An 11,983-nucleotide genomic window follows, 5' to 3' on the forward strand; every position below is an offset into this window, starting at 1 on the left:
TAAAATTTGCGCAGATTCTACGGGTTGCGCGCACTGCGCTGTCCGGCGCCGACCTTATCCACCCACTGCCCCGCTGCCTTGCCCACCACCCCCATGCCACGTTTTGCTCCCCCACCTTGCACTTGCGTGCAGCGCACACGGGGCTTGCCGCTATGAAGCAGCTCGCGCTGGACATCGGCCTGGCGCCTGCGCCGACGCTGGAAGGGTTTTTCCCCGGCCCGAACACCGCCGCCTTGCAGCACTTGGCACAGGCCCTGGGCCACAGCCACGCCAGCGCACCGGTGCCCACCTATTTGTGGGGCGAATCGGGCAGCGGCAAAACCCATTTGCTGCAAGCCGTGCGCGAGGCACTGCGCGAGCAGGGTGCCAGCGTTGGCTGGCGCGATGCCAAAAGCCGCTACGCCCCGGCGTTTGACGAAAAGTGGTCTGCCGTCATCTTGGACGATGTCCACCTTTACAGCACCTCGCAGCAAAACGTCGCCTTCAACTGGTTCATCAACGCCATGAGTCCGGCCAACGGCGTGCAGCGCTGGGTGATTTCTGCCGGCAGTGTGCCGCCAGCCGACTTGCCGCTGCGCGAAGACCTGCGCAGCCGCCTGGGCTGGGGCCATGTGTTTCATCTGCAAATGCCCGGTGAGGCCGAACTGCGTGCCGTGCTGCGCCGCCAAGCCGGCGCGCGCGGCTTGACGCTGGGTGACGATGTGGTGGACTACATGCTCAAGCGCTTCTCACGCGACCTGGGTAGCCTGATGGCGCTGTTGGAGCGCCTGGACCGCCACGCGCTGCGTACCCAGCGCGCGCTGACTATTCCGCTGCTGAAAGACATGCTCGATTCCGAGTGATGCACTGCCGCGATTCTTTTACCGCTCTCTTTTTTACGACAGCTTCTCTCGCATGACCCCAGACACTTCGGCATCGCGCCCCCGGTTGACCCTGTTTGACCTGGACCACACCTTGCTGCCCATCGATTCAGACTATGAGTGGGGTGAATTCACCACCCGCATCGGCTGGAACGACCCCACTGAATTCAGCCGCCGCAACGCCGAATTTTTTGCCCACTACCAAGCCGGCACGCTGGACGTGCACGATTACGTGCGCTTTGCCATCGACGCCGTGCGCCAACGTGGCCCGCAAGCCGCCGCCGAGGCACACGCGCAGTTCATGCGCGAAGTGGTGCAGCCGGCCATCCGCCCCGAGGCACTGGCCCTGTTGCGCCAGCACCAACAGGCCGGCGATTGGGTGCTCATCATCACTGCCACCAACGAATTTGTGACCACTCCCATCGCCCACGCCCTGGGCGTGCCCGAGCTGCTGGCGATGCAGCTGGAGCGCGACGCTGACGGTTGGTTTACCGGCGCCATCGCTGGCGTACCGTCGATGCGCGCTGGCAAAGTCACGCGCATGGAAGCCTGGCTGGCCGCGCGCCGGCTGGACTGGAGCCGCGTCGAGAGCACCTTCTACAGCGACTCGATGAACGACCTGCCGCTGCTGGAAAAAGTCAACCAGCCCGTAGCCACCAACCCCGACGACCGCCTGCGCGCCTTGGCCGAGCAACGCGGCTGGCGCATCCTGGACTTGTTCACCACCCAACCATGATCAAAAAATTCATCGACAAACTGCTGGCCAAAGCCACCTCGGGCGGACGCAAGTCAGCCGCCTCGCCATTTGGCAAACGCGAAGAAGTGCCGGCCTCCGTGCACGGCATCGACCCCAATCGCGTCGATCCGCGCGCAACGGACGTGGTGCGTACCCTGAAAAATGCCGGTTTTGAGGCCTACATCGTCGGCGGCGCGGTGCGCGACCTGCTGCTGGGCCTGCGGCCCAAAGACTTTGACGTCGCCACCAACGCCACGCCCGAGCAGGTCAAAGGACTGTTTCGCCGCGCCTTCATCATTGGCAAGCGCTTTCGCATCGTCCACGTGGTGCACGGGCGCGGGCGTGAAAACGAGGTGATTGAAGTCTCCACCTTCCGCGCCCAGGTCGATAACGTCGCCGCTGAGCAAGTCGCCGGCAACGAAAAGACCAGCCGCAACGCCTTGGCTGGCATGACGCACGCCGTCGGGTCGAGTGGCCGGGTGCTGCGCGACAACGTCTGGGGACCGCAGGACGAAGACGCGACCCGGCGCGACTTCACCCTGAACGCCATGTACTACGACCCCGAGACGCAAATCGTCGTCGATTACCACAAGGGCATTCAGGACGCGAAGAAGAAAACGCTGCGCATGATTGGCGACCCGGTGCAGCGCTACCGCGAAGACCCGGTGCGCATCATCCGTGCCGTGCGCTTTGCCGCCAAACTCAGCGGCTTGGGCTTCTCGCTCGAGGCCAAAACCGCCGCACCGCTGATTGAGTCGCAGCGCCTGCTGGCCGACGTGCCGCAAAGCCGTATGTTTGACGAAATGCTCAAACTACTGCAAACCGGCCACGCCATCGCCACCATCGAGCAGCTGAAAAAACTCGGTTTGGCGCGCGGCATTTACCCGCTGCTGGACGTGGTGGTCGAGCGCGCCGACAGCGACTTTGTCCGCGCCGCGCTGACCGACACCGACCGGCGCGTCGGCGAAGGCAAGCCGGTGGCACCGAGCTTTTTGCTGGCCTGTGTGCTGTGGCACGATGTGAAGACCGGCTGGGACAAGCGCATGGGCGCTGGCGAGCATTCCCTGCCCGCCCTGCAAGAAGCCATTGACGAAGTGTTTGAACGGCGCATTGGCGATGTCTCCGGGCGCGGCAAGCTGGCCGCTGACATGCGCGAAATCTGGGTGATGCAGCCACGCTTTGAAAAACGCGCTGGCCGCGTGCCCGAGAGCATGGTGGCGCAACTGCGCTTTCGTGCCGGTTTTGACTTTATGCGCCTGCGCGCCGATGTCGGTGAAGTGGATGAAAGCCTGGCCAGCTGGTGGCAGGAATACAGCAATGCCGACGAAAGCCGGCGCTATGACCTGATGGACCAGGCGCGCGAAGAACAAAAAGCCCTGACCCGTGCCCAGCAACCGGTGGCGCGCCGTGTGCCGCGCGCCGCAGCGCCGGTGGCTGCATCTGCCAACGCGCAGCACCCCGAGCATGAACCAGAGGTTTCGGCCGACGACAGCGCGCCGAAAAAACGCCGTCGCCGCCGCCGTAAACCCGGTGCGGGTGAAGGCGGCAGCGGCGCTGCTGGTGAGTGATCAACCGGGGTTTGCGCCTGCCACCAGCACCGTCTGGATTGGCCTGGGTGCCAACTTGGGCGAGCGCGCCGCCACCCTGCGCGCCGCCCTGACCGCCATCAACGCGCTGAACGGCACGCAAGTGCAGCGCGCCTCGTCGCTCTACCGCAGCGCCCCGGTCGATGCCGGTGGCCCGGACTACCTCAACGCCGTGGCTGAACTGAGCACCACCTTGGCACCACAGGTTTTGCTGGAAGCGCTGCAAGCCATCGAGCAAGCCGCCGGGCGCGAGCGCCCGTACTGCAACGCGCCGCGCACGCTGGACTTGGACATCGTTGATTGGGCAGATGCCACGATAGTTACCGCCACATTGAGCGTGCCGCACCCGCGTATGTTTGAGCGCGCCTTCGTGCTGCTCCCACTGGCCGAACTGTCCCCCGAGCGCGTACCAGCCAGCGCCTTGCACGCCGTGCAACACCAAGCCATTGAACGCACCGAAGGGCCGCAATGGGCCAGCGTGGGCCGCGCAGCTGGGTGATTTGTAATTTGGTAGGTCGGGTTAGCGCAGCGTAACCCGACATTTGCGGCCATGGGGCGGCGATGAGTGCTACTGAAAAAATAGCTGCTAGCGCTTATATATAAATCGATTCAGATACAAAACACTCTGAAACCTTTTATTGACGTGCGCTAGCAGCTATTATTTTTGCTAGGGCTAGAGCGCGTGCTTGTCCGCTTCTGACGTAAATGCATCGGCAAAAAACTCTTCTGCCGGTAAGCCGCGCTGGGCGATATAGCTGTCGCGTGCGGCATCCACCACCACCGGCGCGCCACAGGCATACACCTGGTGGCCCGACAGATCGGCAAAATCGTCCAGCACCGCCTGGTGGACAAAGCCGGTGCGCCCGCTCCAGCCGTCCTCGGGCAGGGCGTTGGAGACGACCGGTACATACGTCAGCTGCGGCATTTCCGCCAAACGCGCCCGCACCCAAGCATCAAAGTACACATCCTGCGGACGTCGTCCACCCCAATACAGCGTGACCGGGCGGGTGATTTGCTTGAACTGCATATGCTCGATCAGCGCCTTGACCGGCGCAAACCCGGTGCCCGAGGCCAGCAGAATGATCGGTTTGTCCGAGTCCTCGCGCAGAAAGAAGCTGCCGTAAGGGCCTTCAATGCGCAGAATTTCTTTTTCTTTTAGAGCGCCAAACACATGGTCGGTGAACTTGCCGCCCGGCATGTGGCGAATGTGCAGTTCGATACCGGGGTGTTCGGCCTGGGTGTGTGGCGCGTTGGCCATGGAGTAGGCGCGGCGCTCGCCCCCCGCCAGCAAGAATTCCACGTACTGGCCAGCGTGGTAGCGGAAGGTGTCAGTCGCCGGTAGTTGTAGGCGCAGCTGCATCACATCGGGCGATTTTTTCTCGAACCCAGCCACACGCACCGGCATTTTGCGCACCGGATAGCCACGCTCGTCGGTCACTTGGCGCGACTCCAGCAGCACGTTGCTGTGCGCCACGCCGCAGCAGGTCAGCACCAAACCATCGGCTTCTTCCTGCGCGCTGAGCGCCTTTTCCTGGTGCTCGCCATGCACCACGGTGCCCTCGATTTTTTTGCATTTGCACGAGCCGCATGCGCCATCCTTGCAGCCATACGGCAGCCCCACGCCGGCGCGGATGGCCGCGCCCAGCAAGGTCTCACCCGGCGCGGCGACAAAACTGCGGCCACTGGGTTGGACGGTGACTTGAAAGGAAGACGAGGGTGACACGGGACGGGGCATGTTCTGGGTATCCTTGGGCGATCAATCACTGTAAACGGGCCAATTTTGCCTTCACCACCTGTACGTTCCTTTTCTCCCGCAAAAAACCTTGCCAGAAGGCTGTTGGATCGGGGCTCGTCCGCAGGAGCCCGCCGATGAGCACGCTGGGCGCCCTGCCAGCACGTTTTCGCCGCCAGCGCCTGCTCATCGTTGGCTGCGGTGACGTCGGCACGCGGGTCGTGCGCCGCCTGATGGGTGGGCCCGGCGCGCAGCGCGTGCGCGTGCTGGTGCTGACGACCGAGCCGGCGCGCGTGCCCGCATTGCGCGCGCTGGGCGTGACGCCGCTGCTGGGCAACCTGGACGCACCGGCCACGCTGCGCCGCCTGGCCGGCCTGGCCACGCGCGTGCTGCACTTGGCGCCACCGCCGACGAGTACGACGGGCAGCGATAACTGGTGGCGTGACCCGCGCACGCTGTCCCTGGTGCGCGCCCTGCGCCGGCGCACCTTGCCGCACGCGCTGGTGTATGGCTCGACCAGCGGCGTGTATGGCGACTGCGCCGGTGCCTGGGTCAGCGAAACCCGCCCCGTGGCGCCCGGCACGCCGCGCGCCCAGCGCCGTGTCGATGCCGAGCGTGTCGTGCGCCACTTTGGGCGTGCTGGCGTGCGCACCAGCATCCTGCGCATCCCCGGCATCTACGCCCCCGACCGCGAGAACGGTACGCCCGAGGCGCGGCTGCGCCGGGGTACGCCGGTACTGCAGGCGCAAGACGATGTGTATACCAACCACATCCACGCCGACGACCTGGCGCGTGCCTGCACCGCGGCCCTGTGGCGCGGCGCAGCGCAGCGTATCTACCACGCCAGCGACGATTCACAGCTGAAGATGGGTGACTACTTTGATTGGGCGGCCGATCTGTACGGCCTGCCCCGCCCGCCGCGCGTGCCACGCAGCAGCGCAAAAGAGTATCTGCCGCTGGCGTTGCTGAGTTTCATGGGCGAGTCGCGCCGGCTGGACAACACCCGCCTGCACCGCGAGTTGCGTCTGCAGTTGCGCTATCCGACGGTGTGGGAAGGGTTGCGCGCCTGAAAAATATTCGCCGCGCTTCAATCCCGATGGTTTCTTTTTAACGTGCTGGCCCGCGCTCAGCGTTCTCACCGCAGTCAGGCCGATGGCAGCGACTTCTGACCGGTGGGCTTTGCAGGGCGGGCCATGGCGCGAACGAGGGCAGGGGCGTAAAAGACGGTCGGGGCTGGAAACGCGGCGGTCGCGGTGGCGGGGTGGTGGGATACGGTGGCCGGGGGTCGGGCGGCTGCGGGCGCCAGCGCGCGGGTGGATAGACCACGATGGGCGCCGGCAAGGGGGCGGGGCGGTTTTTCTCCACTTCGGCGTAGCCCTCGGGGCCGAGGCAGTCGAGCTCCATTTGTCGCTGTGCCGCTGGCAGGTGCGCATCTTGGTCATAGCGGTTGTTGGTGGCGCTGCTGGCGGCCAGATCGAAATTGCGCCGCGAGCGTGCGCATTCGAGTGAGCGTGCGTAGGCTTGTGCCGGGGTCTGTGCGGCGGCGGCACGCTCGGCTTGTTGGCGCTGGCGCAAGGCCAGGCGCTCAGCTTCCAGTTGCTGGGCCGTGGCCTCGATGTGCAGGCGCTGCTGCTTCTGTTCCAGTGCCTGGGCCGCCTGGGCGCGCTCCTGGGCAATTTCTTCCGGTGTCTGGCGTGCCTGCACTTCGCGCGCGCGAGTGCCTGGGGCGCAATGGCCATCGGTGTACGTGACGGCGCCGGTGCGTGCATCGTTGCAGCGCACGATCTGCGCCGGCGCACCCAGGCTCAGCAGCGCTGCCGCGCCCAGGGTGAACAGACGTAAAGAGCGGTACATGGGCCGGACTGTTTTGCCGCTGTTGCCGGCAGGCTTTATCGTCCCTGGTTTTGATCCGCTTCGTCCCGGGGACGCCAGCGTATCGGGCCTTTGTTTTCACGCTCTTGCTCTGGACGACTCTGCTGCTGTTCGCGCTCGCGCTGCCCGCGTTGCTGCTGCTGTTGCTGCTTGCGGCGGGCGTCTTCGCGTTCATGCTGTTGGCGCTCTTGCTGTTGGCGTTCTTGTTGCTCGCGGCGTTGCTGCTGCTGTGCACGGTCACGTTGTTGATCGCGCTCGCGTGCATCGCGTTCACGTTCTCGCTGATGTGCCGCGTTCTCGCGCTCACGCTCGTGCTGGCGTGCCTCGCGTTCACGTTCGCGTTCGCGCTCTTGCAGCCAGCGGCGTCGGTCGTCGTCGTGCCGGAATTGCGGCGGCGACGAGGGGTAGACCGGGTAGGCCTGCGGATACGTCTGCGGGTACGGTTGCGGATAGGTCTGGTACACGCCGCCGCCTTGGTAGATGGGACCGGGAGCGGGGTCGTAATAGCCGTTGTCTGGCACAGCGACGCAGCCGGTGACCAAAAGGCCGACGGTACACGCGGTGAGCAGACGGGCGGTAGAGGTTTTCAGCATGGTGTTGACGTCTGGTAAAGAGGCGCAGTATGCGCGGAGTGCCTTTTTTTCAGGGTGCCTGAGCATCCCCCATTTATGACGCGCTGTCGCCGGTTTGGTTGACCCTTTTGAGTAGTGTTTGCCCGATTTTGCGTAGCCGACACAGATGTGTGCGGAGGTAGGTGTTGGTTTTGAGGTCGCCGCTGGTTGGATGTTGTGGGAGGCTGCAGGGATGGCATGGTTGTTTTTGCAACCATTTTGTCGCTGCGGGTGCAGGCACTGGCGGCAAAATGTGCTGCTTCACGCACGCGCGAATCTGGAGATATTTGAATGTCCGCTATTGCTGCCCCCGATTGGAATCTTGCTCCGCTGGCCGGCCTGTCACAGGTCAAGGGCCGCTCTGATGCCACTTTGTCAAATGCGCCAATTGGCCAGTTTCTGGCCGACACGGTGCAGCGCTTCCCGGATCGCCTGGCTGCCGTGTTTCGTGAACAGCATGTGCGCTGGACCTGGACGCAGTTCCAGGCCGAGGTCGATGCCTTTGCCAGCGGTTTGCAGATGTTGGGTCTGCAGGTGGGCGACCGTGTCGGCATCTGGTCGCCCAACCGGCTGGAATGGCTGGTGACGCAATTTGCCACCGCCCGCGCCGGGCTGGTGCTGGTCAACATCAATCCAGCCTACCGCGTCACTGAACTCGAATACGCGCTGAACTTGTCGGGTTGCCGCGCTCTGGTGACGGCCGAGCAGCTCAAAAGCTCGCAGTATCTGGAGATGCTGCAGCGCTTGGCGCCTGAGTTGGCCCACTGTACGCCCGGTGCGCTGCAGTCCTCGCGCCTGCCGACGCTGCAAATGGTGATCCGCTTGGGAGAGGATAAAACCCCCGGCATGCTCAACTATGGCGAGGTGCTGGAGCGCGGCCGTGCCGTGGTCGATGTAGCCGCGCTGGACGCCTTGGGCGCGCGCCTGTCCTGTCACGACGCCATCAACATCCAGTTCACCAGTGGCACTACCGGCCACCCCAAGGGCGCCACGCTGACGCACCACAACGTGGTCAACAACGCGCGTTTCATTGCCCAGGCGATGAATTTTTCTGAAGCCGACAGCCTGTGCATTCCGGTGCCGCTGTACCACTGCTTTGGCATGGTGCTAGCGGTGCTGGCCTGTGTGTCCACCGGCGCTGCCATGGTGTTTCCGGGCGAGTCGTTTGATCCGGTGGCCACGCTGCAAGCGGTGAGTGAAGAGCACTGCACCGCGTTGCATGGTGTGCCGACCATGTTTATTGCCGAACTTGACCATCCGCGCTTTGCCGAGTTTGATCTGTCGCACCTGCGCACCGGCATCATGGCCGGCTCGCCGTGTCCGATCGAGACCATGAAGCGTGTGATTGCGCAGATGCACCTGTCCGAGATCACCATTGCCTACGGCATGACGGAAACCTCACCGGTGTCGTTCCAAAGCGCCACCACCGACCCTTTGGCACGCCGCGTTTCCACCGTCGGTCTTATCCAGCCGATGCTGGAGGCCAAGGTCATCGATGTGGAAGGCCAGGTGGTGCCGGTGGGCGCCACCGGCGAGCTGCTGGTGCGTGGCTATTCGGTGATGCAAGGCTACTGGGGCGACGAGGCGCGCACGCGCGAGACGGTGCAGGACGGCTGGATGCACACCGGCGATCTGGCCACCATCGACGATGAGGGCTATTGCAACATCGTCGGCCGCGCCAAGGACATGCTGATCCGTGGTGGTGAAAACGTCTATCCGCGCGAAATTGAAGAATTCTTGTTCCGCCACCCCAAGGTGCAATCAGTGCAGGTGTTTGGCGTACCCGACGTGAAATACGGTGAAGAAATCTGCGCCTGGGTGGTCCTCAAACCGGGCCAGACCTGCACCGAAGACGAGATTCGCGACTTCTGCCGCGATCAGATTGCGCACTACAAGGTGCCGCGCTACATCCGCCTAGTGCAGGACATGCCGATGACCATCACCGGCAAGGTGCAGAAGTTCGTCATGCGCGAGCAGATGATGGCCGAGCTGAAACTCGAAGCGGCCAAGACGGCGTAATCCGCTACGCTTGCCAGCTTTTGCCCGCCTTGCGCCTTGCGCGCAGGGCAGCATGATGGATGGCCGAATGATCGAAGACTCCCCCCCACCTTTCCACGAACCGCGCCTGTGGCGTGACGAGCGCTGGACGGCGCGCGTGCTCAAGAACGAAGACGACGATGGCTGGGCCGTCTCCATGACGCTGCAGGGCCACGATGAACCGGTGCTGGTCGGGCCGTGGACCATGGGGCGCGACAAGAAAAATCCCAAACCGCTGGATGTCAACGCCTTCAACACTTTGGTCAAAACTGCCGCCGAGGTGCTGCGCCGCCATGAGCAGCAATTGCACGCGCAGCTGAACAAGAACGTCACCGTCACCGTGCAAGGCGAGCGTGTGCGCGTGCTGCTCACCATCGTGCCGGACGAGGAGGGCGCCAGTGCCACGCTGAGCGCGCAAAACGCGCTGGGCGAGGAACTGGCGTGTGTGCCGGTGTCGCCGGCCTACCAGCTGTCCGTAGACAGCGCCACCGCATGGATTGCCAGCGGTTTTGAGCGCCCGGGTTGACGCCGGCTGCCCGGTGCAGCCGGTGCGTGCTTGAATCTTTTACAGCTTGGTCAGTGCGGCGCCTTCGTGCATGGCAATGAGGTCGGTGCGGTCGCTCTGGATTTCATACTGCGGCGCCTCGGGGCTGGCGCGGCGCAGGTTGCCCTTGAAGGTGGTGTCGCGGGTGTGGATCTTGATGATCTTGCCGTTCACCGGCCCGGCCTCTGACTGCCAAGTGACGTGGTCGCTGATGGTGAATTGAGGGGTCATGGTGTGCACTCCTTGTCGTCATTGAGCGGAAACAAGACCGATTGTGGCCATGCTCTGCGGCTTTGGCAGGTAGTGCTTTTACCGAGACATGTGCACACAGGTGCGCGCGCTGCAGCCAGAGTCGTGACGCGACTTTGTCTGGCAGGCACGGCGTTGTGGCTGTGATAGCTTGGTGCAGACCTGCTTTTTTTATGGAGAACGTACCCATGCCCTTGCCTGCACCCCAGCCCATTCCGCCGATGCAACCGCCGCCGCCTGCCACGCTGCCGCCGCTGGACACTCCGCCAAGCGAGCAGCCGCCGCACCCGACCTGGGTACCGGAGCCGCCGGTGATGGATCCGCCCGCTGGCCCGGGCGAGCCGCCAGTCATTGAGCCGCCGCCCGGTGGCTCGCAGGCGCCGCCGGTGATCGACCCGCCACCGTCCTACCACTGAGTTGGCGTCGCCCCACACGGGCTGTGCCGCCGTAGCCGCTTGGGTTTACACCACGCCACGGCTGCGCAGTTGCGCAATATGCATGGCGTTCAGCCCCAACTCAGCCAGCACCTCATCGGTGTGCTGGCCCAGGGCCGGCGGCGCGCGGTGCAGCACCGGCGGGTGCTCAGACAGACGCAGCGGGCTGGCCACGCCGGCAATCTGTGCGATGCCGTCGCCGCTCGACCCGACCGGCCAGCGCGGCAGTTCCACGCGCAAACTGCGGGCCTGCACCTGGGCGTCGCCAAAGGCCTGTGCTACGTCGTTGATTGGGCCGCACGGAACGGCTTTGTCTTGTAGCAGGGCAATCCACTCGGCGGTGCTGCGCGTGCGCGTCACCGTCTCCATGGCCGGGATCAGCTCTTGGCGGTGCTGCACGCGCAGGCGGTTGCTGGCAAAGCGCGGATCTTGTGCCCATTGGGGCTGGCCAGCAGCGGCGCAAAAGCGCGCAAACTGGCCCTCGTTGCCAATCGCCAGCAGCATGGCGCCGTCCTGCGTTGGAAAGTCTTGGTACGGCACTAGGCTGGGGTGGCTGTTGCCCTGGCGCGTCGGCGCCACGCCGGTGGCCAGAAAACCCGCCGCCTGGTTGGCCAGCATGGCCATGCCCACATCCAGCAGCGCCATGTCGATGTGCTGACCGCGCCCGCTGTGCTGACGCGCGTGCAGGGCTGCCAGCACGGCCGTGCTGGCATAGACGCCAGTGAACAGGTCAATCACGGCCACACCGACGCGCAGCGGGCCGCCGCCAGGCTCGCCGTCGGACCGGCCGGTGATGTCCATCAGGCCGGTCATGGCCTGCACCATCAGGTCGTAACCGGCGCGCTCGGCATACGGGCCGTCTTGGCCAAAACCGGTGACCGAGCAGTAGATCAGGCGCGGGTTCAGCGCGGTCAGGCTGGCGTAGTCGAGGCCGTATTGCGCCAGCCCACCGACCTTGAAGTTTTCTACCAGCACGTCGGCCTGCAGTGCCAGCTGGCGGATCAGTTGCTGGCCGTCTTCGGTCGCCATGTCGATGGTGACCGAGCGCTTGTTGCGGTTGCAGGCGGTGAAGTAGCTCGCCTGTGGCGTGTCGTGGCCGTCCGCGTCCTGCAAAAAGGGCGGGCCCCAGTGGCGCGTGTCGTCGCCGACGCCGGGGCGCTCGACCTTGACGACGTCGGCGCCCAGGTCAGCCAAAATTTGCGTACACCACGGCCCCGCGAGCACGCGCGACAGATCAAGCACTTGGATGCCGGCGAGTGCGCCTGCGGTGGAGGGGGTAGTCATGGCATTTTACTATTAATTTAATAGCTAGTAGCGCTTAT

The 11,983-nt window shown here is 64.4% G+C and carries 13 protein-coding genes; 8 read left to right on the top strand and 5 right to left on the bottom strand.

Features of this window, described 5'->3' with window-relative positions; genetic code table 11:
* The first annotated feature begins 152 nt into the window (after positions 1-152).
* From hda to folK, 4 genes are read left to right on the top strand one after another with little or no spacing between them, the layout of a single operon-like run.
* Entirely contained in the window at positions 153-842 is a 690-nt protein-coding gene (gene hda / locus Q390_RS0105430; RefSeq protein WP_027995152.1) for a DnaA regulatory inactivator Hda, read from the top strand.
* 52 nt (positions 843-894) lie between these two features.
* The gene (locus Q390_RS0105435; RefSeq protein WP_027995153.1) at positions 895-1,596 is read left to right on the top strand and encodes a histidinol-phosphatase; all 702 of its coding nucleotides are present in this window, start codon (positions 895-897) and stop codon (positions 1,594-1,596) included.
* Complete coding sequence (pcnB, locus tag Q390_RS0105440; RefSeq protein WP_027995154.1) at positions 1,593-3,164, top strand: polynucleotide adenylyltransferase PcnB; 1,572 nt, start codon at positions 1,593-1,595, stop codon at positions 3,162-3,164. The genes Q390_RS0105435 and pcnB overlap by 4 nt, the downstream gene beginning before the upstream one ends.
* Positions 3,157-3,681, top strand: a complete 525-nt coding sequence (gene folK, locus Q390_RS0105445; protein WP_027995155.1) for a 2-amino-4-hydroxy-6-hydroxymethyldihydropteridine diphosphokinase — start codon at positions 3,157-3,159, stop codon at positions 3,679-3,681. Before pcnB ends, folK begins: the two co-directional genes overlap by 8 nt.
* A 174-nt stretch (positions 3,682-3,855) precedes the next feature.
* On the opposite strand, the gene Q390_RS0105450 is transcribed toward folK, so the two are convergent.
* Positions 3,856-4,917, bottom strand: a complete 1,062-nt coding sequence (locus Q390_RS0105450; RefSeq protein ID WP_027995156.1) for a CDP-6-deoxy-delta-3,4-glucoseen reductase — start codon at positions 4,915-4,917, stop codon at positions 3,856-3,858.
* Positions 4,918-5,051: 134 nt separating this feature from the next.
* On the opposite strand from Q390_RS0105450, the gene Q390_RS0105455 reads away from it, so the two are divergent.
* Positions 5,052-5,984: an SDR family oxidoreductase gene (locus tag Q390_RS0105455; RefSeq protein ID WP_037472277.1), complete on the top strand. Its 933-nt coding sequence runs from the start codon at positions 5,052-5,054 to the stop codon at positions 5,982-5,984.
* Positions 5,985-6,021: 37 nt separating this feature from the next.
* Here Q390_RS0105455 and Q390_RS19030 read toward each other — a convergent pair whose 3' ends face one another.
* Both Q390_RS19030 and Q390_RS17635 read right to left on the bottom strand, forming a co-directional pair.
* Complete coding sequence (locus Q390_RS19030; protein ID WP_051603061.1) at positions 6,022-6,768, bottom strand: DUF4124 domain-containing protein; 747 nt, start codon at positions 6,766-6,768, stop codon at positions 6,022-6,024.
* 35 nt (positions 6,769-6,803) lie between these two features.
* The gene (locus tag Q390_RS17635; protein ID WP_051603062.1) at positions 6,804-7,379 is read right to left on the bottom strand and encodes a hypothetical protein; all 576 of its coding nucleotides are present in this window, start codon (positions 7,377-7,379) and stop codon (positions 6,804-6,806) included.
* A gap of 309 nt (positions 7,380-7,688) precedes the next feature.
* On the opposite strand from Q390_RS17635, the gene Q390_RS0105475 reads away from it, so the two are divergent.
* Together Q390_RS0105475 and Q390_RS0105480 are read left to right on the top strand one after the other, a co-directional pair.
* On the top strand, positions 7,689-9,416 hold the full coding sequence (locus Q390_RS0105475; protein ID WP_027995158.1) for an AMP-binding protein: 1,728 nt from the start codon (positions 7,689-7,691) through the stop codon (positions 9,414-9,416).
* Between the two features lie 67 nt (positions 9,417-9,483).
* Positions 9,484-9,960 (top strand): hypothetical protein, encoded by a 477-nt coding sequence (locus Q390_RS0105480; protein ID WP_156949834.1) that lies wholly within the window; start codon positions 9,484-9,486, stop codon positions 9,958-9,960.
* Positions 9,961-9,999: 39 nt separating this feature from the next.
* Here Q390_RS0105480 and Q390_RS0105485 read toward each other — a convergent pair whose 3' ends face one another.
* Positions 10,000-10,209, bottom strand: a complete 210-nt coding sequence (locus tag Q390_RS0105485) for a hypervirulence associated TUDOR domain-containing protein (RefSeq protein ID WP_027995160.1) — start codon at positions 10,207-10,209, stop codon at positions 10,000-10,002.
* A 206-nt stretch (positions 10,210-10,415) separates the two neighbouring features.
* On the opposite strand from Q390_RS0105485, the gene Q390_RS0105490 reads away from it, so the two are divergent.
* Positions 10,416-10,643: a hypothetical protein gene (locus Q390_RS0105490; RefSeq protein ID WP_027995161.1), complete on the top strand. Its 228-nt coding sequence runs from the start codon at positions 10,416-10,418 to the stop codon at positions 10,641-10,643.
* A gap of 45 nt (positions 10,644-10,688) precedes the next feature.
* Here the strand turns inward: Q390_RS0105490 and Q390_RS0105495 are convergent, their stop codons facing one another.
* Entirely contained in the window at positions 10,689-11,945 is a 1,257-nt protein-coding gene (locus Q390_RS0105495) for a CaiB/BaiF CoA transferase family protein (RefSeq protein ID WP_027995162.1), read from the bottom strand.
* Between the last annotated feature and the right edge of the window lie 38 nt (positions 11,946-11,983).

Origin of the sequence: Simplicispira psychrophila DSM 11588, assembly GCF_000688255.1 — a bacterium.
GTDB classification, from domain to species: domain Bacteria; phylum Pseudomonadota; class Gammaproteobacteria; order Burkholderiales; family Burkholderiaceae_C; genus Simplicispira; species Simplicispira psychrophila.

Excerpts from the sequence above, each read along its gene's own strand:
- Q390_RS19030 (WP_051603061.1), bottom strand. The coding sequence starts at position 6,768 with ATGTACCGCTCTTTACGTCTGTTCACCCTGGGCGCGGCAGCGCTGCTG.
- Q390_RS0105480 (WP_156949834.1), top strand. The coding sequence starts at position 9,484 with ATGATCGAAGACTCCCCCCCACCTTTCCACGAACCGCGCCTGTGGCGT.
- Q390_RS0105495 (WP_027995162.1), bottom strand. The coding sequence starts at position 11,945 with ATGACTACCCCCTCCACCGCAGGCGCACTCGCCGGCATCCAAGTGCTT.
- Q390_RS0105490 (WP_027995161.1), top strand. The coding sequence starts at position 10,416 with ATGCCCTTGCCTGCACCCCAGCCCATTCCGCCGATGCAACCGCCGCCG.
- pcnB (WP_027995154.1), top strand. The coding sequence starts at position 1,593 with ATGATCAAAAAATTCATCGACAAACTGCTGGCCAAAGCCACCTCGGGC.
- Q390_RS0105435 (WP_027995153.1), top strand. The coding sequence starts at position 895 with ATGACCCCAGACACTTCGGCATCGCGCCCCCGGTTGACCCTGTTTGAC.
- Q390_RS17635 (WP_051603062.1), bottom strand. The coding sequence starts at position 7,379 with ATGCTGAAAACCTCTACCGCCCGTCTGCTCACCGCGTGTACCGTCGGC.
- hda (WP_027995152.1), top strand. The coding sequence starts at position 153 with ATGAAGCAGCTCGCGCTGGACATCGGCCTGGCGCCTGCGCCGACGCTG.
- Q390_RS0105450 (WP_027995156.1), bottom strand. The coding sequence starts at position 4,917 with ATGCCCCGTCCCGTGTCACCCTCGTCTTCCTTTCAAGTCACCGTCCAA.
- Q390_RS0105485 (WP_027995160.1), bottom strand. The coding sequence starts at position 10,209 with ATGACCCCTCAATTCACCATCAGCGACCACGTCACTTGGCAGTCAGAG.
- Q390_RS0105455 (WP_037472277.1), top strand. The coding sequence starts at position 5,052 with ATGAGCACGCTGGGCGCCCTGCCAGCACGTTTTCGCCGCCAGCGCCTG.
- Q390_RS0105475 (WP_027995158.1), top strand. The coding sequence starts at position 7,689 with ATGTCCGCTATTGCTGCCCCCGATTGGAATCTTGCTCCGCTGGCCGGC.